At 63.6% G+C, this 19,581-nt stretch carries 18 protein-coding genes and 1 tRNA gene; 14 read left to right on the forward strand and 5 right to left on the reverse strand.

Annotated elements, in window-relative coordinates; translation table 11 throughout:
* The first annotated feature begins 112 nt into the window (after window positions 1-112).
* The 9 genes from A7Q26_RS15500 to A7Q26_RS15540 all read left to right on the forward strand — a co-directional run bounded on the left by A7Q26_RS15500 (window position 113) and on the right by A7Q26_RS15540 (window position 11,870).
* The gene (locus A7Q26_RS15500) at window positions 113-1,645 is read left to right on the forward strand and encodes an acyl-CoA carboxylase subunit beta (protein ID WP_066861435.1); all 1,533 of its coding nucleotides are present in this window, start codon (window positions 113-115) and stop codon (window positions 1,643-1,645) included.
* Window positions 1,646-1,752: 107 nt separating this feature from the next.
* Complete coding sequence (gene mce, locus A7Q26_RS15505) at window positions 1,753-2,190, forward strand: methylmalonyl-CoA epimerase (protein ID WP_066861438.1); 438 nt, start codon at window positions 1,753-1,755, stop codon at window positions 2,188-2,190.
* Window positions 2,191-2,355: 165 nt separating this feature from the next.
* Window positions 2,356-4,509, forward strand: coding sequence for a methylmalonyl-CoA mutase (gene scpA, locus A7Q26_RS15510; protein ID WP_066861442.1), 2,154 nt, complete (start codon window positions 2,356-2,358; stop codon window positions 4,507-4,509).
* A gap of 2 nt (window positions 4,510-4,511) precedes the next feature.
* A complete protein-coding gene (bioB, locus tag A7Q26_RS15515; RefSeq protein ID WP_066861445.1) occupies window positions 4,512-5,513 on the forward strand; it encodes a biotin synthase BioB in 1,002 nt (333 codons plus the stop codon).
* Between the two features lie 132 nt (window positions 5,514-5,645).
* Complete coding sequence (locus A7Q26_RS15520; protein WP_066861448.1) at window positions 5,646-7,646, forward strand: acetyl-CoA carboxylase biotin carboxylase subunit; 2,001 nt, start codon at window positions 5,646-5,648, stop codon at window positions 7,644-7,646.
* Between the two features lie 118 nt (window positions 7,647-7,764).
* Window positions 7,765-8,136, forward strand: coding sequence for a tRNA-binding protein (locus A7Q26_RS15525; RefSeq protein ID WP_066861452.1), 372 nt, complete (start codon window positions 7,765-7,767; stop codon window positions 8,134-8,136).
* Window positions 8,137-8,243: 107 nt separating this feature from the next.
* Window positions 8,244-8,627 (forward strand): hypothetical protein, encoded by a 384-nt coding sequence (locus A7Q26_RS15530; RefSeq protein WP_066861455.1) that lies wholly within the window; start codon window positions 8,244-8,246, stop codon window positions 8,625-8,627.
* A 581-nt stretch (window positions 8,628-9,208) separates the two neighbouring features.
* Complete coding sequence (locus tag A7Q26_RS15535) at window positions 9,209-10,798, forward strand: MFS transporter (RefSeq protein WP_066861458.1); 1,590 nt, start codon at window positions 9,209-9,211, stop codon at window positions 10,796-10,798.
* Between the two features lie 25 nt (window positions 10,799-10,823).
* Complete coding sequence (locus A7Q26_RS15540) at window positions 10,824-11,870, forward strand: alanine racemase (protein WP_066861461.1); 1,047 nt, start codon at window positions 10,824-10,826, stop codon at window positions 11,868-11,870.
* A gap of 50 nt (window positions 11,871-11,920) precedes the next feature.
* Here the strand turns inward: A7Q26_RS15540 and A7Q26_RS15545 are convergent, their stop codons facing one another.
* Window positions 11,921-13,093, reverse strand: coding sequence for an acetyl-CoA C-acetyltransferase (locus tag A7Q26_RS15545; protein WP_066861464.1), 1,173 nt, complete (start codon window positions 13,091-13,093; stop codon window positions 11,921-11,923).
* A 50-nt stretch (window positions 13,094-13,143) separates the two neighbouring features.
* Window positions 13,144-14,232: an alpha/beta fold hydrolase gene (locus A7Q26_RS15550; protein ID WP_198162958.1), complete on the reverse strand. Its 1,089-nt coding sequence runs from the start codon at window positions 14,230-14,232 to the stop codon at window positions 13,144-13,146.
* On the opposite strand from A7Q26_RS15550, the gene phaR reads away from it, so the two are divergent.
* From phaR to proS, 3 genes are all read left to right on the forward strand, one after another.
* Entirely contained in the window at window positions 14,231-14,806 is a 576-nt protein-coding gene (phaR, locus tag A7Q26_RS15555; RefSeq protein ID WP_066861467.1) for a polyhydroxyalkanoate synthesis repressor PhaR, read from the forward strand. The two genes, A7Q26_RS15550 and phaR, sit on opposite strands and share 2 nt — an antisense overlap.
* An 18-nt stretch (window positions 14,807-14,824) precedes the next feature.
* Window positions 14,825-15,169: a hypothetical protein gene (locus A7Q26_RS15560; RefSeq protein WP_066861469.1), complete on the forward strand. Its 345-nt coding sequence runs from the start codon at window positions 14,825-14,827 to the stop codon at window positions 15,167-15,169.
* A gap of 84 nt (window positions 15,170-15,253) precedes the next feature.
* Window positions 15,254-16,780, forward strand: a complete 1,527-nt coding sequence (gene proS / locus A7Q26_RS15565; RefSeq protein ID WP_066861471.1) for a proline--tRNA ligase — start codon at window positions 15,254-15,256, stop codon at window positions 16,778-16,780.
* A gap of 148 nt (window positions 16,781-16,928) precedes the next feature.
* Here proS and hslU read toward each other — a convergent pair whose 3' ends face one another.
* Window positions 16,929-18,230 (reverse strand): ATP-dependent protease ATPase subunit HslU, encoded by a 1,302-nt coding sequence (gene hslU / locus A7Q26_RS15570; RefSeq protein WP_066861474.1) that lies wholly within the window; start codon window positions 18,228-18,230, stop codon window positions 16,929-16,931.
* Window positions 18,231-18,247: 17 nt separating this feature from the next.
* A complete protein-coding gene (hslV, locus tag A7Q26_RS15575) occupies window positions 18,248-18,802 on the reverse strand; it encodes an ATP-dependent protease subunit HslV (RefSeq protein WP_198162959.1) in 555 nt (184 codons plus the stop codon).
* Between the two features lie 190 nt (window positions 18,803-18,992).
* Between hslV and A7Q26_RS15580 the strand changes: the two genes are divergently transcribed.
* Window positions 18,993-19,181, forward strand: a complete 189-nt coding sequence (locus tag A7Q26_RS15580; RefSeq protein ID WP_066861480.1) for a hypothetical protein — start codon at window positions 18,993-18,995, stop codon at window positions 19,179-19,181.
* 11 nt (window positions 19,182-19,192) lie between these two features.
* Here the strand turns inward: A7Q26_RS15580 and A7Q26_RS15585 are convergent, their stop codons facing one another.
* A complete protein-coding gene (locus A7Q26_RS15585) occupies window positions 19,193-19,321 on the reverse strand; it encodes an entericidin A/B family lipoprotein (protein WP_066861483.1) in 129 nt (42 codons plus the stop codon).
* A gap of 136 nt (window positions 19,322-19,457) precedes the next feature.
* Here A7Q26_RS15585 and A7Q26_RS15590 point away from each other — a divergent pair.
* Window positions 19,458-19,532 (forward strand) — tRNA-Val (locus A7Q26_RS15590).
* Window positions 19,533-19,581: the final 49 nt, after the last annotated feature.

Consider the following 19,581-nt stretch of genomic DNA (forward strand, 5'->3'; position numbering starts at 1 on the left):
ATTTGCGAAGTCGTGATTTGCAAATTGGCAAATTTGCATTTGCGAAAATTGCGAAAGCATCGTTAGGGGAAGGACAGGACGGCTGCCGCCGCAATTCTGGAGAGATGCACGAATGTCGAAGCTCGCCATCATCGAACAGCTGGAAGCCAAGCGCGACGCGGCGCGTCTGGGCGGCGGCCAGCGTCGCATCGACGCCCAGCACGCCAAGGGCAAGCTGACCGCGCGCGAACGGCTCGACGTGCTGCTGGACGAAGGCAGCTTCGAGGAGCTGGACATGTATGTCGAGCATAACTGCATCGACTTCGGCATGGACGAACAGCATATTCCCGGGGACGGCGTCGTCACCGGATCGGGCACGATCAACGGTCGGCTGGTGTTCGTGTTCAGCCAGGACTTCACCGTCTATGGTGGCGCGGTCTCGGAACGGCACGCCATGAAGATCTGCAAGATCATGGACATGGCGCTGAAGGTCGGCGCTCCCGTGATCGGCCTCAACGACAGCGGTGGCGCGCGTATCCAGGAAGGCGTCGCCTCGCTCGGCGGCTATGCGGAGATTTTCCAGCGCAACGTGCTGGCGTCGGGCGTGGTGCCGCAGATCAGCGTCATCATGGGGCCGTGCGCGGGCGGCGCGGTCTATTCTCCGGCCATGACCGACTTCATCTTCATGGTGAAGGATAGCAGCTTCATGTTCGTGACTGGTCCCGACGTGGTCAAGACCGTCACCAACGAGGTCGTGACCCAGGAGGAACTGGGTGGCGCTGTCACGCATACGACCAAGTCGGGCGTGGCGGACGTAGCATTCGAAAATGACATAGAAGCGCTGCTGGCGGTGCGCGATTTCGTCGACTTCCTGCCCGCGTCCAACAAGGAACCAGTGCCGGAACGGCCGAGCGCCGATCCGTGGGACCGGATCGAGGAGAGCCTCGACACGCTGATCCCCGCCAACGCGAACCAGCCTTATGACATGCACGAACTGATCCGCAAGGTCGTGGACGAGGGCGATTTCTTTGAGGTGCAGCCAGCCCATGCGGGCAATATCCTCTGCGGTTTCGGCCGGATCGAGGGCAAGACGGTGGGCATCATCGCCAACCAGCCGATGGTGCTGGCCGGGGTGCTGGACATTAATTCATCGAAGAAGGCCGGGCGCTTCGTCCGCTTCTGCGATGCGTTCGAAATTCCCATCGTCACCTTCGTGGACGTCCCAGGCTTCCTGCCCGGCACCGCGCAGGAGCATTCGGGTATCATCAAGCATGGCGCGAAGCTGCTCTTCGCCTATGCCGAGGCGACCGTGCCCAAGATCACCGTCATCACGCGCAAGGCCTATGGCGGCGCCTATGACGTCATGTCCTCCAAGCATCTGCGCGGCGACTTGAACTATGCCTGGCCCACTGCCGAGATCGCGGTGATGGGCGCGAAGGGCGCGGTCGAGATCATCTTCCGCGGCAAGACGCCCGAGGAAATCGCCGAAAAGACGAAGGAATATGAAGACCGCTTCGCCAACCCCTTCGTGGCGGCGGGCAAGGGTTTCATCGACGAGGTGATCCAGCCCCACTCGACGCGCCGCCGCATCGCGCTGGGTCTGCGCAAGCTGCGCAACAAGGCGCTGGAGAACCCCTGGAAGAAGCACGACAATATTCCGCTTTGACGGCCCGCAGGGCCGTCATCCCAGCGCAGGCTGGGATCGCGTGCGGCCAGGTTGCCCATCATTGCCTGAGGCCCCAGCTTTCGCTGGGGTGACGATGTGAGGATAGTATGAAACTCGGCCGCTTGAACCATATCGGTATCGCGACGCCCTCGCTGGAGGCATCGCTCGCTTATTATCGCGACATCATGGGCGCGACGATCACGCACGAGCCGTTCGACCTCCCTGCGCAGGGAGTGAAGGTCTGCTTCGTCGATACGCCGGGCGAGAACGGTACCTCCGGCACGCAGATCGAACTGATCGAGCCGCTGGGAGAGGCCAGCCCGATCCATGGCTTCATCGCCAAAAACCCGGCCGGCGGGCAGCATCATATGTGCTATGAAGTGCCCGACATCCACGAGGCCAAGGCGTGGTTCGAGGGGCTGGGCAAGAAGGTGCTCGGCGAACCCCGCATCGGCGCGCATGGCACGCTCATTTTCTTCGTCCATCCCAAGGACATGAATGGCGTGCTGACCGAGATTATGGAGACGCCGAAGGAGGCGCATTGACATTGCCCCTCCCGCAAGCGGGAGGGGCAGCGAGACTTGGCGGCTTTGCCGCCTGGTCGCAGCGGGGTGGGCAAGGGACAGTTCACTCCAACTTCGGCTAGCCAACAAGTTGGCAGGCCTGCGTATCCTCTTCCGCAAGCGGGAGAGGAATAAGGGTAGGGAAGTATGACCGAGAAGCCGACACTGGACCAATGGGCCGCCGCAGCCGCCAAGGAAGTGAAGGGCAAGGATCTGACCTGGCAGACCCCGGAAGGGATCGCCGTCAAGCCGCTCTACACGGCCGAGGACGTGACCGTCGATCCGGGCCTTCCGGGCTTCGCGCCTTTCACCCGGGGCGTCCGTGCATCCATGTATGCGGGCCGTCCCTGGACCATCCGCCAATATGCGGGCTTCTCCACGGCCGAGGAATCCAACGCCTTCTATCGTCGCAACCTGGCAGCGGGGCAGAAGGGGCTTTCCGTGGCCTTCGACCTCGCCACCCATCGCGGCTATGACAGCGACCATCCGCGCGTCGTGGGCGATGTCGGCAAGGCCGGCGTGGCGATCGACACGATCGAGGATATGAAGATCCTTTTCGACGGCATCCCGCTCGACCAGATGTCGGTCAGCATGACGATGAACGGCGCGGTGATCCCGATCCTCGCCTTCTTCATCGTCGCGGGCGAGGAGCAGGGGGTCGATCGCAAGCTGCTCGACGGGACGATCCAGAACGACATCCTCAAGGAGTTCATGGTCCGCAACACCTATATCTACCCGCCCGAACCCTCGATGCGGATCATCTCCGACATTTTCGGCTACACCAGCCGCGAGATGCCCAAGTTCAACAGCATCTCCATTTCCGGCTATCATATGCAGGAAGCCGGCGCGACGCAGGTGCAGGAACTGGCTTTCACCATCGCCGACGGCGCGGAATATGTGCGTTATGGCGTGGCGAGCGGCCTCGACATCGACAAGTTCGCCGGGCGGCTGAGCTTCTTCTTCGCCATCGGCATGAACTTCTTCATGGAAATCGCCAAGCTGCGCGCCGCGCGCGTGCTGTGGCATCGGGTCATGACGAAGCTCGGAGCGAAGGACGAGCGCTCGAAGATGCTGCGAACCCATTGCCAGACATCGGGCGTCTCGCTGACCGAGCAGGACCCCTATAACAACGTCATGCGTACCACGATCGAGGCGATGGCCGCGATGCTGGGTGGCACCCAGTCGCTGCACACCAATGCGCTGGACGAAGCGATCGCGCTGCCGACCGACTTCTCGGCCCGCATCGCGCGCAACACCCAGATCGTGATCCAGGAAGAGACGGGCATGTGCAACGTCGTCGATCCGCTGGGTGGCAGCTATTATGTCGAGGCGCTGACCCAGCAACTGGTCGACGCCGCGCAGGAGATCATCGACCGCGTCGAAGCCGAAGGCGGCATGGCCAAGGCCGTCGCGGCCGGCTGGCCCAAGGCGATGATCGAGACCGCCGCCGCCGCACGCCAGGCGCGGGTCGATCGGGGCGACGACGTGATCGTGGGAGTGAACAAGTACCGCCTCGCCAATGAAGACCTGCTCGAAACGCTGGAAGTCGACAACGCCAAGGTGCGCGAAGGCCAGATCGCCCGCATCAACAAGGTGAAGGCGCAGCGCGACGAGCAAGCCTGCCAGGCCGCGCTTGCGGCGTTGCGCGCCGCCGCCGCCGGGCCGCAGACGATCGAGAATAATCTCCTCGCCCACGCCGTCGAAGCGGCGCGCGCCCGCGCCACGCTGGGCGAAATCTCCTCCGCGATGGAGGACAGCTTCAACCGCTACGGCACGCAGCCGACACCGGTGAAGGGCGTCTATGCAGCCCCCTATGAAGGGGACAGCCGCTGGCAACAGGTTCTCGACGGGGTGCAGGCCGTCGAACGGCGCCTCGGTCGCAAGCCCAAACTCCTCGTCGCCAAGATGGGGCAGGACGGGCACGACCGAGGCGCCAACGTCATCGCGTCCGCCTTTGGCGACATGGGCTTCGACGTCGTGTCGGGTCCGTTGTTCCAGACGCCGGAGGAAACGGTGGTGCTGGCGCTCGACAGCGGCGTGGATGTGGTCGGCGCTTCGTCGCTTGCCGCCGGGCACAAGACGCTGATCCCTGAACTGATCGCCAAGCTGCGCGAAAAGGGGCGCAGCGACATCAAGGTGATCGCGGGCGGCGTCATCCCGCCGCAGGATTACGACTTCCTTCGTGACGCAGGGGTTCAGGGCATTTATGGGCCGGGTTCCAATGTCGTGGAGTGCGCCGCCGACGTGCTGCGCCTGCTCGGCCACAACATGCCCCCGGCGGGGCTAGAGGAAGCTGCGTAATAATGACCATCACCGCCCGCACCGACTGGACCCGTGACGAAATCGCCGCGCTGTTCGACCTGCCCTTCGCCGACCTGATGTTCGAGGCGCAGTCGATCCACCGCGCGAACTTCCCGCGCAATGAAGTGCAACTGTCCACCTTGCTGTCGATCAAGACCGGCGGTTGCCCGGAGGATTGCGGCTATTGCAACCAGTCCGCATCGGCGGACAGCGGCCTCAAGGCCGAGAAGCTGATGAGCGTGCAGGCGGTGATGCAGGCGGCGGCGCAGGCGAAGGATGCCGGCAGCTCGCGCTTCTGCATGGGCGCCGCCTGGCGCAACCCCAAGGACCGCGACATGCCCGCCATCGTCGAGATGGTGAAGGGCGTGCGCCAGATGGGCATGGAAACCTGCATGACGCTGGGAATGCTCAGCGAAAGCCAGGCCAAGACGTTGGCCGATGCAGGCCTCGATTATTACAACCATAATATCGACACTTCGCCCGAACATTATGAGAAGGTCATCACCACCCGGACCTTCGACGACCGGCTGGAAACTCTGGAAAATGTCCGCAATTCGGGGATCAATGTCTGCTCCGGCGGGATCGTGGGCATGGGCGAAACGCGCGAGGATCGCGTCGGCTTCCTCCACGCGCTGGCCGTGCTGCCGCAGCATCCCCAAAGCGTGCCGATCAACGCGCTGGTGCCGGTGAAGGGCACGGTGCTGGGCAATATGCTGGCAGACACACCGCTCGCCAGGATCGACGAGATCGAGTTCGTCCGCACGGTCGCGGTCGCGCGCATCGTGATGCCGGAATCGATGGTTCGCCTGAGCGCAGGCCGCGAGAGCATGTCGGACAGTTGCCAGGCGCTCTGCTTCATGGCGGGCGCGAACAGCATCTTCACCGGCGACAAGCTGCTGACCACCGCCAATGCCGGCGACAATGCCGACGCGGCGCTGTTCGCGAAGCTGGGCGTCGTGCCCATGCAGGCCGAAGTGAAGGTCGAGCTGGAGGCAGCGGAGTGACAGGGCCGCACTCTGATCTGGGATTTTAGCGGCGCCAAGCAACAACAGCCGTTCGCTTCGGGCGACGTCGGGAATCGGTTCTCGGCACGCTCGACCCGAACCGCAGCATATAGGACTGGGACAGGAAGTATAATGGCAATCACCAAGATCCTGATCGCGAACCGTGGCGAGATTGCGTGCCGTGTCATGCGGACCGCGAAGAAGATGGGCATCAAGACCGTCGCGGTCTATTCCGATGCCGATGCGCGCGCGCCGCATGTGCTGATGGCGGACGAGGCCGTCCATATCGGCCCGTCGCCTGCCGCCCAGTCCTATCTGATCGCCGAAAAGATCATCGAGGCGTGCAAGGCCACCGGGGCCGATGCGGTGCATCCGGGCTACGGCTTCCTCTCCGAGCGGGAGAGCTTCCGCAAGGCGCTGGACGCCGAGGGCATCATCTTCGTCGGCCCGCCCGCCAACGCCATCGCCGCCATGGGCGACAAGATCGAGTCCAAGAAGCTGGCCATGGAAGCGGGCGTCAATGTCGTCCCCGGCTATGTCGGCGTGATCGAGGACACCGAACACGCCGTCCGCATCTCCAACGAGATCGGCTATCCGGTGATGATGAAGGCATCGGCCGGCGGCGGCGGCAAGGGGATGCGGCTTGCCTATAGCGAGCAGGATGTCCGCGAAGGCTTCGAGGCGACCAAGCGCGAAGGCCTCAACAGCTTCGGCGATGACCGCGTCTTCATCGAGAAGTTCATCGAAAGCCCGCGTCATATCGAAATTCAGGTGCTGGGCGACCAGCATGGCAATATCGTCTATCTGAACGAGCGCGAATGTTCGATCCAGCGCCGCCACCAGAAGGTGGTCGAGGAAGCACCGTCGCCCTTCGTCAGCCCTGAAATGCGCAGGAAGATGGGCGAACAGTGCGTCGCGCTCGCCCGCGCCGTCGGCTATTTCAGCGCCGGCACGGTCGAACTGATCGTGTCTGGCGAGGACAAGACCGGCGACGGCTTCTACTTCCTGGAAATGAACACCCGGCTCCAGGTCGAACATCCCGTCACCGAGGAAATCACAGGCGTCGACCTGGTCGAACAGATGATCCGCGTCGCCAATGGCGAGGAACTGAGCTTCACCCAGGCGGACGTGAAGATCAACGGATGGGCGATCGAGAACCGCGTCTATGCCGAAGATCCCTATCGCGGCTTCCTGCCGTCCACCGGCCGCCTGATCCGCTATAATCCGCCCGAAACCGGCACGGACGAGAGCGGCGCGCTGATCCGCGTGGATGACGGCGTGGTCGAAGGCGGCGAAGTCTCCATGTTCTACGACCCGATGATCGCCAAGCTCATCACCTGGGCGCCCACCCGCCTTGAAGCGATCGACAAGCAGATCGAGGCGCTCGACAAGTTCGAGATCGAGGGGCCTGGGCATAATATCGATTTCGTCTCCGCGCTGATGCAGCATGAGCGGTTCCGGTCGGGCAACATCACTACCGGCTTCATTGCAGAGGAATATCCCGAGGGCTTTACCGGCGCGCCCGCGTCGCCGCAACTGCTCCAGCGGCTGTCGGCGATCGGCGCCTTTGCCGCCATGGCGCAGGCCGATCGCGCCCGCCGCATTGACGGGCAACTCGGCAGGCGCCTCAGCCCCCCGACCGGCTGGCAGGTCAAGATTGGCGATGCGGTCCATGATGTCGTGATCGATGGCGATGAAGTGACGGTCGATGGCGAGGCGATCGACATGGCGCTCGAATATACGCCGGGTGACCGCCTGATCGAGGCGGAGTTCGGCGAGGAGCAGCTGGCCGTGCGGATCGCGCCGGTGCGCTCCGGCTTCGTGCTGACGGCGCATGGCGCCAGCCACAAGCTGCGCATCCTGCCCGCCCATGCCGCTCCCCACGCGGCGCACATGATCGAAAAGATCCCGCCCGACCTGTCGCGCTTCCTGATCTGCCCGATGCCCGGCCTGCTGGTCGCGCTGAACGTGAAGGAAGGCGACAAGGTCGAGGTCGGCCAGCCGCTCGCCGTGATCGAGGCGATGAAGATGGAAAATATCCTCCGCGCCGGAAAGGCGGGCACGGTCAAGAGCGTATCCGCCGCTCAGGGCGAAAGCCTGCCGGTAGACGCGGTGATCCTGGAACTGGAGTAAGGCTCCAACCTCCGTTCGTGTCGGGCTTTTCGACTGCCTGCCAAGGCGGGCGCTCAGGGCAGGCGACGTCGAGACACGCCGCTCGACTTCGCTCGACACGAACGGTTAGGGTAGCGCCATGCACCTGACCCACGATCCCGGCGCCCCGGCCGCCGACCCGATCAGCTTCGATGATTTCCTGAAGGTCGACATCCGCGTCGGCACGATCGTCTCGGCCGAACCCTATCCGCAAGCGCGCAAGCCCGCCTACAAACTGCTGATCGATTTCGGTCCGACCATCGGCCACAGGAAGTCCAGCGCCCAGATCACCGAAAATCACGCGATCGAAGACTTGCCCGGCCGCCAGGTCGCCGCCGTGGTCAATTTCCCCCCGCGCCAGATCGGGAAGTTCATGTCGGAGGTCCTGACCCTTGGCTTCGCCGATGAGAGCGGAGCCGTGACCCTGTTCGCACCGGACAAGGCGGTGCCCAACGGATCGCGGCTGTTTTGACCTTGGGCAGGCAGCGCTGAGGCTGCTGGCGACCATTTTTCGACGTTCGATGGTCGGCCATGCATGTGCAGTTGCGGACATTGCCATGGATGGGATAATCACCTTTCATGGCGGAACTTTCGTACCTAGAGCGCCAAGCAATCTGCGCAATCCTGGCTGAAAAGCCACACTGTCTCGCCATGCTCGATGACCAGCTTCAATCTGTCATGGTCGAGAGCCGCGAGAATACAGGTGGTGGCTTTTTTACGACCCTTTCGGTTTCTGCACAGGCTCCAGCCGCGATTGTTGCCAGCCCTCTAGGGTTGAACGTTTATGCAAGCGTAGATGGTATGGAACACGGCATCGGCCTGCTCCTCTTCTTCGAGCATGGGCGAATGAGCCTTTTGGAAGGTTATTCTGTCGGTGGCGAGGATACTTCTACGATTGAGTTTGAACGGACCGCGTTTGCGATAACAGATGAACCAACAGCGTGGCGCGGGAATGTCCGCTAAACACCATGCATCGTCAAAAAGCTGACCGTCGCCTACCCACCCAAGTTTGTCATTCCCGCGCAGGCGGGAACTCATCTTCTGACCTCGCATCCAGCGCTAGGTTGAAGAAATGGATATATGCCATGGCAGGGATGACGTTAAAAAAGACCGCCGCTTAGCGACCCTTCCGGACATTCAACTCATACCCATTAGAACCGGTCCGCTAGGACTTGCTTCGACCCATGGCTGGGCCTGTCAGCGGTAAGAATGAATGAAGGCTGTCCTACACGCCGTCTTCCCGTCATAGTCGAGCAGCGGCGGTTCATGGACGCAGGGCAGGAGCCGCAATTATTTCGGGCGGGGGGGATATCGACATGCAAAGTAGCAGCCGAAAAGCAGAATATCCCGGCGACGGTGTGAACTTCGCCGCGATGCCCAATTCCGCGGCCGTCCACGCCATCGCATCCGTCCGTTCGATGAAGCCCTGCGACGGTGTGAACTTCGCTGCCATGATCGTTCGACATTGCCCTGCGATAGTGTGAACTTCGGCGCAAACGGGCATTTTCATGGCATCCAGTGACAGTGTGAACTTCGGGGGTGGAATGACGCAATCGGTCGGCAGCGACTATGTGATGGACGCACGGCGGGACCGGCTGGTCATTACCGCCTCGGCGCTCGGCACGGTGTTCGAATGGTATGATTTCTATATCTACGGCGTGCTGGCGCCGATCATCGGGCGCACCTTCTTCCCGACCGACAATCCGACTGTCGAACTCCTCTACACGCTGGCCGGCTTCGCGATCGGCTTTGCCTTCCGGCCGCTGGGCGCCGTGCTGTTCGGCTATCTGGGCGACCGGTGGGGGCGCAAATATACTTTCCTTGCCACCATCGTCCTGATGGGCGCGGCCACGGCTGGCGTCGGCCTCACGCCGTCGGCGGCGGCCATCGGTGTCGCGGCGCCGGTCATCCTCATCCTGCTGCGCGTGGCGCAAGGGCTGGCGCTTGGCGGCGAATATGGCGGCGCGGCCATCTATGTCGCCGAACATGCACCTACCGGAAAGCGCGGTTTCTATACCAGCTTCATCCAGGCCGGGGTCATCGGCGGTTTCGTCCTGTCGCTGATCGTCGTGGTCGGCACGCAGGCGATCGTGGGCAAGGCAGTGTGGGACGCATGGGGCTGGCGCATCCCCTTCATCCTGTCGCTCGCGCTGCTCGGCATATCCTTGTGGATGCGGTTGATGTTGCGCGAAAGCCCGGTCTTCACCGCGATGAAGGCGGCGGGCACGCAGGCGAAGAACCCGCTCAAGGAAGCCTTCACCGCGCCGGGCAATGTCAGGCGGATGCTGGTGGCGATGATCGGCATTGCCGCGGGCTTTACGGTGATCGCCTATACGGTGATGTTCCAGGCGCTCTATTTCCTGCAGAACGGCCTGCACGTCGCGCCGGGCATGGCGCAGTTGCTGGTCGGCGGCAGCGCCTTGTTCGGCGTCGCCAGCTTCATCTTCTTCGGCTGGCTGTCCGACCGGGTGGGGCGCAGGAAGCCGATCCTCATCGGCTATGCGCTGGTGCTGCTGCTGGCGCTGCCGCTCTACCAGTTCATGGGGCGGACGGCGAACCCGGAACTGGAGGCGGCGGCCGCGCGCGGGCCGGTGGTGGTGAGCGGCCCGGATTGCCGTTTCGATCCCTTTGCCAAGGTTCAGCCGACCGACTGCGGCAAGCTGCTCGACCATTTTTCCAAGCGCGGCATCCCTTATGAAAAGCGGGAGGCGGCCATGCCGGGCGTGGCGATCGGCGATGCTTCGGTCGGCGACCTCAGTCCGGACGGGTTGGACGCGGCGCTGGCGGCTGGCGGATATCCGAGCGGGACGGTGACGCCCGACTGGCCGCGGGCGCTGGCGCTGTTCGGCGCGCTGTTGCTGCTCTGGACGCTATCGGGCGCGACCTATGGCCCGGTGGCGGCCTTGCTGTCGGAATATTTCCCCGCGCGCATCCGCTATTCCTCGCTGTCCATCCCCTATCATATCGGCACCGGCTATTTCGGCGGGTTCCTGCCGCTGGTCAGCCAATATATCGTGGCGCGGACGGGCGATCCCTATGCGGGCCTGTGGTACACGCTCGCGGTGGTGGCGCTGGCGCTTGTCACCTGCCTGATCGGATTGCCCGAAACCCGGGATCGCCCCCTCGACGCCTGAGTACCGGGACGCTATCGGCAGCGGGATGCACGGCTATATCGCTCCGCTGCGCCTGCGCCTGGATGGCGACGCGCTTGTCTCCAACTGGCGCTGGCTTGCGGGCGCGAGCGGCGATGCGGCCTGTGGCGCGGCGATCAAGGCCGACGGCTATGGGCTGGGCGCGGTCGGGGTCATGCGGCGGCTGCTGCGCGCGGGCTGTCGCGATTTCTTCGTGTCCAACTGGGGCGAGGCGGCAGCGGTCGAACCCTTGCTGGAGGAGGGCGTCGGCCTTTCCGTCCTCCACGGCGTGCGGGAAGAGGATATGCGCCAGGCGCTGGGTTCGCGGGCGCGGCCGATACTCTGCACGCCCTTGCAGGCGGCCCGCTGGCGCGCGGCCGGGGGCGGCGCGTGCGACCTGATGGTCGATACCGGCATGAACCGGCTGGGGCTCGATTGGCGGGGCGATCTCGCGGCGGCGACCGGGGGATTGGAAATCGCGACGTTGCTCAGCCATCTCGCTTCGGCGGACGAGGATGTCGCGCTCAATGCCACCCAGCGGCAGCGGTTCGTCGGAATCAGGAATGCCGTGGCGGCGCAACGCTACAGCCTTGCCAACAGCGCGGGCATTTGCCTGGGGCGCGATTATCATTTCGACCTGACCCGGCCGGGGCTGGCGCTTTATGGCGGCATCCCGCGATACCAGGCGGCAGGGCATATCCGCGCCGTGGTGCAGCCGCAGGCGCAAGTGCTGCAACGCCGCCGCCTGATCGCCGGGGACAGTATCGGCTATAATGCCATCTTCACCGCCGATCGTGACCATGAGGTCGCGATCCTGAACCTGGGCTATGCCGACGGCTATCTGCGTGGCTTCTCCGGCAAAGGCGCGGCCCGTCACGAGGGCGAGCGCATGCCGCTGCTGGGTCGGGTGTCGATGGATCTGATCGCGGTCGATGTCAGCGCGAGGCCCGATGTGGCGGAGGGCGACTGGATGACGATCGACTATGCGCTGCCGGACGCGGCGGCGGTATCGGGCCTGTCGCAATATGAGTTGCTGACGGGGCTGGGTGCGCGCTTCGACCGGGTCTGGGAATGAAAAAGGCCGCCGATCTCTCGATCGGCGGCCTTTTCGTCAGCCTTGCAGCCTCAGCGCTCGATGCACATGGCAACGCCCATGCCGCCGCCGATGCAGAGGGTCGCAAGGCCCTTCTTCGCGTCGCGCTTCGCCATTTCATACAACAAGGTGGTCAGCACTCGCGCGCCTGAAGCGCCGATCGGATGACCGATGGCGATCGCGCCGCCATTGACGTTGACCTTTTCCGGATCCCAGCCCAGTTCCTGGCCCACTGACAGAGCCTGCGCGGCGAACGCTTCGTTCGCTTCGATCAGGTCGAGGTCGGCCACGCTCCAGCCCGCCTTCTCCAGCGCCTTGCGGCTGGCCGGAGCCGGGCCGATGCCCATGATCGACGGATCGACGCCGCAAGTGGCGAAGCCCGCGATGCGCCCCAGGATCGTCGCGCCGCGCTTGGCGGCAGCGTCGGCTGTCATCAGCACCAGCGCGGCGGCGCCATCGTTGATGCCGCTGGCGTTGCCCGCGGTGACGGTGCCGTCCTTCTTGAAGGCGGGGCGCAGCGCCTGCATCGCCTCGATCGTCGCACCGGCGCGAATATATTCGTCATGTTCGACGATCGTGTCGCCTTTGCGGCCCTTGATCGTGACGGGAACGATCTCGTCGACGAAGCGGCCGGCGGCGCGGGCCGCCTCTGCCTTGTTCTGGCTGGCGACGGCGAAGGCGTCCTGCGCATCGCGGCTGATCTGGTATTTTTCCGCCAGATTTTCGGCGGTGATGCCCATATGATAGTTGTTGAAGGCATCAGTCAGGCCGTCATGGATCATGGTGTCGACCAACGTCACCGGCCCCATCTTCGCGCCGGCGCGAAGCAACTGGGCGTGCGGGGCCAGCGACATGCTTTCCTGGCCCCCGGCCACCATGATGCTGGCGTCGCCGGCGCGGATCGCCTGGGCCGCGAGTGCGACGGCGCGCAGGCCCGAGCCGCAAAGCTGGTTGAGGCCGATTGCCGTGCGCTCGACCGGGATGCCGGCGTTGACGGCGGCCTGGCGCGCGGGGTTCTGCCCCTGTCCTGCGGACAGAACCTGCCCGAGGATCACTTCATCCACTTCGTCCGGCGCGACGCCGGCCTGAGCAAGTGCGGCGAGGATCGCCTGACGACCGAGTTCATGCGCCGGGGTCGAAGCGAAAGCCCCCAGGAAGCTGCCGACAGGCGTACGCTTGGCGGCGGTGATGACGATGTCTGACAAAGCCTTGATCCTCGTTGGTGATGAATATTTTTTCGCGGCTGCACATAGCATCAACCGCCATGGCTGGAAAGCCAAAGGGAGAGCGGATTCCACAGCATTTCGCGCGCGCGCCCTCCCACCACCATGCCGACATGGCCGAGCGAGAGACTGCGCTGTTCGCGCAGCGCGGGGCCGGCCTCGGCGGGGACGATGCGGTCGTTGGTCGATACGATGGAAAGGCTGGGACAGTCGAGCGCGGCGGGATCGACCATGCGGCCATCGATCAGCCAGCGTCCCGAACCGCTCGCATTACCGGCGTAGAACCCCTCGAACAGGTCGCGTCCCGCAGCGAAGGTCAGCGGCGCGCCACCATTGGCCCAATCCTCGACCGCCAGGAAAGCGCGCTCGGCATCCGATCCCGGTTCCGCGTCGGCGAAAGCCGCAAATTTGCGGATGGTACGGGTCGGGTCCATCGCCCAGAAGCCGGATTGCAGCACCTCCATCGGCACGGAACCGATCCGCTCGCACATGTCCTTTGCTCCACGCCACAGCCCGCTGATCAGATCCAGGTCGCGCGCCGGAAAGCCATCGAACCGCCAGGGGGCGGCGATGGTCACCAGGGCGGGAAAGCGCTGCATCGCCGCGGCGCCGAGCGCGAGGCACCCGCCGAGGCAATAGCCGACCAAAATGGGCGGACGCGGCAGTGCGCCCAGCATCGGCAACAGCCGTTGCGTCACATGGCCGTCAAGCCCGAGCATAGCGTCTCTCGCCGTCGGGGTGCCCCAATCGACGAGATAGGCATCATGGCCTGCTGCGGCCATGCGGCGCAGCAAAGACCGGCTTTCGGACAGATCCAGTACCTGCGGCGGATTGATCAGGGACGGAATGAATACGATTGGGAAACGGCCGTTTTCCGCGCCATATCGCAGCAGTCGCGCCGGTCCGGCGCTGGCGAGGTGCCAAGGCTGCGGCGCGGGGGCGGGACGCTGAGCCTCCTGATATTTGCGCAGCCCCCGGAACGCCCGGCGCCGAAGGTCGGGATCACCCTCCGTTTCGCGCCATAAAATGTTGAGAAAAAGGGGTAAAGGGCGCGGCCCATGTTGCGGTGCGGTATCACCTTGTGCTAATGCGATATATGCAGGTGTGGGAGAGGAATCCATGACCAAATCCAAGACCGTCAATGAATCTGAGCCGGTCGTCATCAAGAAGTACGCCAACAGGCGGCTCTATAATACCGAAACCTCCAGCTATATCACGCTCGATCTGCTGTCGCAGATGACCCGCGAGGGGCGCGAGTTCGTCGTTGTCGATGCCAAGACCGGCGAGGACATCACGCATAATGTGCTGACCCAGATCATCATGGAAGAGGAACAGCGCGGCAAGAATATGCTGCCGGTCAACTTCCTGCGCCAGCTGATCGCCATGTATGGCGATTCGATGCAATCGATGGTGCCGCAATATCTGGAAGCGTCGATGGACGCCTTCCGCAAGAACCAGCAGCAGTTCCAGGAAGCGATGAAGGGCGCATTCGGTGGCGGTCCGCTCGCCGAAATCGCCAAGCGCAACATGCAGATGTTCGAGGCCGCGGCCAGCGCCTTCGGCAGCGGCGTGCCGGTGATACCCGGTATGACGCCCCCGGCCGCGCCGACATCGGAAGGCAGCAAGGACGACGAGATCAAGGATCTCAAGGCTCAACTGGCTGCGCTGAACGCGAAGATCGACAAGCTGAGCTGAAAGCGGATCGACACCGGCATGGCGAAGGCGGACAGGCTTGAACGGCTCGATATGCGGCGGGCCGAACTGGAGAGCGAATATCGAGCCTCCCTGATCGCAGCCTTGCACGTGACGGCGGCCGGGCGCTGGGGTCTGTTTGCCCATCAGAAGGACAAGGCCGCGATCGCCCGCACCGCGCCGGTGATCGCGGCGCTGACCGAACTGGCGACCGAGATCGACGCGATGCGCGATACACTGGGGTTGGAACCATTCGATCTGCACCGGGACTTCATGGCGGCCCGCGGCCCTGCGGCCGCTGATGCCGTCGGCGAACCGAGGCAGGCGGGCGCCTGGTTGCAGCGGATGGGTGCCACCACAGACTGACCGCGCCTCGGGGGTCGACAGGCATGGCGCGTCTGGCCTATGGCGCGCCATTCTTCTTTCCCGACTAGCCAAGGTCCGCACCCCGTGAAGCACGCCCTTAATGTCACCCGCGAACAGGATTTCGCCGCCTGGTATCAGGCCGTCATTTCGGAGGCCGACATGGCCGAGGAAAGCGGAGTGCGCGGCTGCATGGTCATCCGGCCCTGGGGCTATGGCATCTGGGAACGTATCCAGAAGCTGCTGGATGAGAGGATTAAGGCGACCGGCCACGAAAATTGCTATTTCCCGCTGTTCATTCCGCTGAGCTATTTCGAGAAGGAGGCGGAGCATGTGGATGGTTTTGCCAAGGAAATGGCGGTCGTCACCCATCACCGGCTGATCCAGCAGGACGGCAAGCTGGTCCCCGATCCTAGCGCGAAGCTTGAGGAGCCGCTGGTCGTGCGCCCCACGTCGGAGACCGTGATCGGCGCGGCCTTCAGTCGCTGGGTGCAGAGCTGGCGCGATCTGCCCGTCCTCATCAACCAGTGGGCCAATGTCGTGCGCTGGGAAATGCGGACCCGCATGTTCCTGCGCACCGCCGAATTTCTCTGGCAGGAAGGCCATACCGCCCACGCCACGGTGGACGAGGCGATGGACGAGACATTGAAAATGCTCGAAGTCTATCGCAGCTTCGCCGAGGAGTGCATCGCGCTGCCCGTCGTCGCGGGCGAGAAGCCGGAGAATGAACGCTTCCCCGGCGCGGTCGCGACCTATTCGATCGAGGCGATGATGCAGGACGGCAAGGCGCTCCAGGCCGGCACCTCGCACTTCCTGGGCACGACGTTCAGCCAGGCCCAGAATATCCGGTTTCAGAATGCCGAAGGCCAACAGGAACTGGCGCAGACCACCAGCTGGGGCGTGTCGACCCGGATGATCGGCGGCCTCATCATGGTCCATGGCGACGATGACGGGCTGCGCGTACCGCCGCGCGTCGCTCCCTGGCAGATCGTCGTCGTGCCCATGCTGCGCGATACGGAAGAGGACGCCGCGATCGTCGATTATTGCACCGATCTGGTCGACCAGCTCAACGGGCTGGACCTGTTTCGCGAGCCGGTGCGTGCGCTGCTCGACAGGCGTCCGGCCAAGGCGGCGAACAAGCGCTGGGGATGGGTCAAGAAGGGCGCGCCGATCGTGATCGAGGTCGGCGGGCGCGATGTCGCCGGCAGCAATGTCTCGGTCATCCGCCGCGACCGACTCTATCGCGAAGACGGCAAGCTCGACAGCCGGATCGTCGCCAAAGCTGATTTCGTCGCAGGGGCAACGGCGATGCTGGAGGATATTCAGGCGTCCTTGTTCGCCGACGCCAAGGCGCGGCTGGATGGCAATATCGACAGGTCCATCACCGACATCGAGGCACTGAAAGCCTATTTCAACGCCAGCAAGAAGCCCGGCTGGGCGCTGGTGCAATGGTCAAAGCCGTCCGGCGAAACACTGGAGAAGGTGGTGCAGTGGCTCAAGGGCGAGAAGCTGACCCTTCGCAACGTGCCGAGCGATGCGGAGGCCGCGGATGGTGCGTGCATCTTCACCGGCGAAAAGGCGGTGGAGCGGGTGCTGGTCGGGCGGAGTTACTGACCCGGTAAATCGCCCTTCCCGAAGGCGGGAGTGGCAGCGAGACTTGATAAGCCGACGGCCAGATTAGTCGCGTCAGGATGTGGGCATTTGCGAGTTTACGCAGGCCCATCCCCTAGTCCCCTCCCGCAGGCGGGAGGGGAAACAGACGCTACAGCACATATTTGCTCAGATCCGTGTCATGCGCGATCTGGTTCAGTTGCTTTTCCACATAGGCGCGGTCGATCACCAGCGTTTCGCCGCGGCGATCCTCCGCTTCGAAGCTCACATCCTCCAGCAGCTTTTCCATGACCGTCTGGAGGCGGCGGGCGCCGATATTCTCGACCTCGCTGTTCACTTCGGCGGCGATCTTTGCGACGGCGCGGATGCCCTCGGGCGTGAGATCGATCGTCACTTCCTCGGTCGCCAGCAACGCCCGATATTGCGCTACCAGGCTGGCCTTGGTGTCGGAGAGAATCGCAACGAAATCCTCTTCGGTCAGCGCTTTCAATTCGACGCGGATGGGCAGGCGGCCCTGCAATTCGGGCAGCAGGTCGCTGGGCTTGGCAACATGGAAGGCGCCCGACGCAATGAACAGGATATGGTCGGTCTTGAGCGGGCCATATTTGGTGGAGACGGTGGTGCCCTCGATCAGCGGCAGCAGGTCGCGCTGCACGCCTTCGCGGCTGACGGAGCCGCCGCGCACGTCGCTGACCGCGATCTTGTCGATCTCGTCGAGGAAGACGATGCCATTCTGCTCGGCGCTGGTGATGGCGGTGCGGGCGACATCATCCTGGTCCAGCCGCTTGTCCTGCTCTTCCTCGACCAGCTTGTCCCAGGCGTCGGCGACGCGCATCTTGCGGCGCTTCTTCTGCACCTGGCCGAACGCCTTGGACATCATGTCGCTGAGGTTGATCATCCCGACCTGGCCGCCCATGCCGGGAATCTCCATCGGCATGGAGGGGCTGTCGGCGACTTCCACCTCGACCTCGACCTCGTTCATCTGGTCGTTCTCGATCTTCTGGCGGAAGGAGAGGCGGGTCGCCTCGCTCGCTTCCTTGCCGGTCAGGGCGTCGAGCAGGCGGGCCATGGCGGCTTCGGACGCCGCTTCGCGCACGGCTTCACGGCGGCGATCCTTCTCCAGACGCACGGCTTCCTCGACCAGGTCGCGCACGATCTGCTCGACATCGCGGCCGACATAGCCGACCTCGGTGAACTTGGTCGCCTCGACCTTTACGAACGGCGCATCGGCAAGCTTGGCGAGGCGGCGGCTGATTTCCGTCTTGCCGCAGCCGGTCGGCCCGATCATCAGGATGTTCTTGGGCGTCACCTCGTCACGCAGGTCGGCGGACAGGTGCTGCTTGCGCCAGCGGTTGCGCAGCGCAACGGCGACCGCGCGCTTGGCATCCTGCTGGCCGATGATATGTGCGTCGAGTGCGGCGACGATGGCTTTGGGGGTCAGGTTGTCGTTCATGATCTTTTCTTGAAATCTCAGGAAACGCTGTCGAGCGTTTCGATGGTGAGCTGGTCGTTGGTGTAGACGCAGATGTCGGCCGCGACGGCCATCGCCTTGCGGGCGAGGGTTTCCGCGTTTTCCTCATATTCCACCAGCGCGCGGGCGGCGGCGAGCGCGAAATTGCCGCCGGAACCGATTGCGGCGACAGTGCCGTTCGGGTGGGCCAGCGGTTCCAGCACATCGCCATTGCCGGTAAGGATCAGGGTCACGTCCTTGTCCGCGACGATCATCATCGCTTCCAGATTGCGCAGATATTTGTCGGTCCGCCAGTCCTTGGCCAGCTCCACCGCAGCGCGCATCAACTGTCCATTATGGCGGTCCAGCTTGGCCTCCAGCCGTTCGAACAGGGTGAAGGCATCGGCGGTAGCGCCGGCAAAGCCGCCGATGACGGAGCCGTCATGCAGGCGGCGGACTTTCCGGGCGTTGGGCTTCATCACCGTCTGGCCCATGGAGACCTGGCCATCGCCGGCGACGACGACCTTCCCATTCTTGCGGACGGACATGATGGTGGTGCCATGCCAGACAGGCATGGCCGAGCTGCGTTGGTCATTCATGGCGCGGCATATGGGACGCGGCATCGCGCCGTGCAAGTCGGGCTTTTGTTCACGCCGGAACGTGTCATTTGCGCGACAATATTCTTACAAAATGTTCAGGAACAAATCTGCGTCAATTGACATTGTGCATCGCACAACGAATGATTACCGAGCAGAAGGAGTATCCATGTCTCTCAAAGCCAGAGCACAGGAAAAGGTCGAACGCGCGGGTATTTCCAATTATTCGTTCGATCAGGATATTCTGGTCATGTGCGGTGTGCGTTACACGATCGAAGCGTGCGAGTGCGGCGAACCCGATTGTGACGGAGTCCGTCTGCGCAAGAATGCGACCGCGATCGGCCGCATCCTGCAATAGCGTTTTCTTCTTCAGTGCATGGCGTCCTTTCCGGCACGACCCACCGATTCGATATCCCGACCCACCCCCTGCACTGTATTGCAGGCGGAAAGGGTCGTAAGCAGCAGGCCGCCGATCACGAGAATAAGGGCTTGACGCATAGAGGCTGAACTCCTGAATTTCGAATGCCTCTCTATAGTCGGCGATCCGACGGTCGGGAAAGCATTTTGCATCGAATCGATGGACAGTGTTGACAGGGCGCGCGGCCGATGCCAAAGGCCGCCTCCTCCTTACAGGGGGCGCGTAGCTCAGCGGTAGAGCACACCCTTCACACGGGTGGGGTCACAGGTTCAATCCCTGTCGCGCCCACCATTTTCCCTTGATATTCCAAGGGTTAATGGTGTCCCTATCGGAGCCTCCG

It is taken from the genome of Sphingobium sp. TCM1, from assembly GCF_001650725.1.
Taxonomy (GTDB): Bacteria; Pseudomonadota; Alphaproteobacteria; order Sphingomonadales; family Sphingomonadaceae; genus Sphingobium.

Bases quoted from the DNA above. Each gene is read 5' to 3' on its own strand.
- phaR (WP_066861467.1), top strand. From the start codon at position 14,231: ATGACCAAATCCAAGACCGTCAATGAATCTGAGCCGGTCGTCATCAAG.
- A7Q26_RS15585 (WP_066861483.1), bottom strand. From the start codon at position 19,321: ATGCGTCAAGCCCTTATTCTCGTGATCGGCGGCCTGCTGCTTACGACC.
- A7Q26_RS15535 (WP_066861458.1), top strand. From the start codon at position 9,209: ATGACGCAATCGGTCGGCAGCGACTATGTGATGGACGCACGGCGGGAC.
- A7Q26_RS15580 (WP_066861480.1), top strand. From the start codon at position 18,993: ATGTCTCTCAAAGCCAGAGCACAGGAAAAGGTCGAACGCGCGGGTATT.
- bioB (WP_066861445.1), top strand. From the start codon at position 4,512: ATGACCATCACCGCCCGCACCGACTGGACCCGTGACGAAATCGCCGCG.
- A7Q26_RS15550 (WP_198162958.1), bottom strand. From the start codon at position 14,232: ATGGATTCCTCTCCCACACCTGCATATATCGCATTAGCACAAGGTGAT.
- mce (WP_066861438.1), top strand. From the start codon at position 1,753: ATGAAACTCGGCCGCTTGAACCATATCGGTATCGCGACGCCCTCGCTG.
- A7Q26_RS15520 (WP_066861448.1), top strand. From the start codon at position 5,646: ATGGCAATCACCAAGATCCTGATCGCGAACCGTGGCGAGATTGCGTGC.
- hslV (WP_198162959.1), bottom strand. From the start codon at position 18,802: ATGCCTGTCTGGCATGGCACCACCATCATGTCCGTCCGCAAGAATGGG.
- hslU (WP_066861474.1), bottom strand. From the start codon at position 18,230: ATGAACGACAACCTGACCCCCAAAGCCATCGTCGCCGCACTCGACGCA.
- scpA (WP_066861442.1), top strand. From the start codon at position 2,356: ATGACCGAGAAGCCGACACTGGACCAATGGGCCGCCGCAGCCGCCAAG.
- A7Q26_RS15530 (WP_066861455.1), top strand. From the start codon at position 8,244: ATGGCGGAACTTTCGTACCTAGAGCGCCAAGCAATCTGCGCAATCCTG.
- A7Q26_RS15500 (WP_066861435.1), top strand. From the start codon at position 113: ATGTCGAAGCTCGCCATCATCGAACAGCTGGAAGCCAAGCGCGACGCG.
- A7Q26_RS15525 (WP_066861452.1), top strand. From the start codon at position 7,765: ATGCACCTGACCCACGATCCCGGCGCCCCGGCCGCCGACCCGATCAGC.
- A7Q26_RS15560 (WP_066861469.1), top strand. From the start codon at position 14,825: ATGGCGAAGGCGGACAGGCTTGAACGGCTCGATATGCGGCGGGCCGAA.
- A7Q26_RS15540 (WP_066861461.1), top strand. From the start codon at position 10,824: ATGCACGGCTATATCGCTCCGCTGCGCCTGCGCCTGGATGGCGACGCG.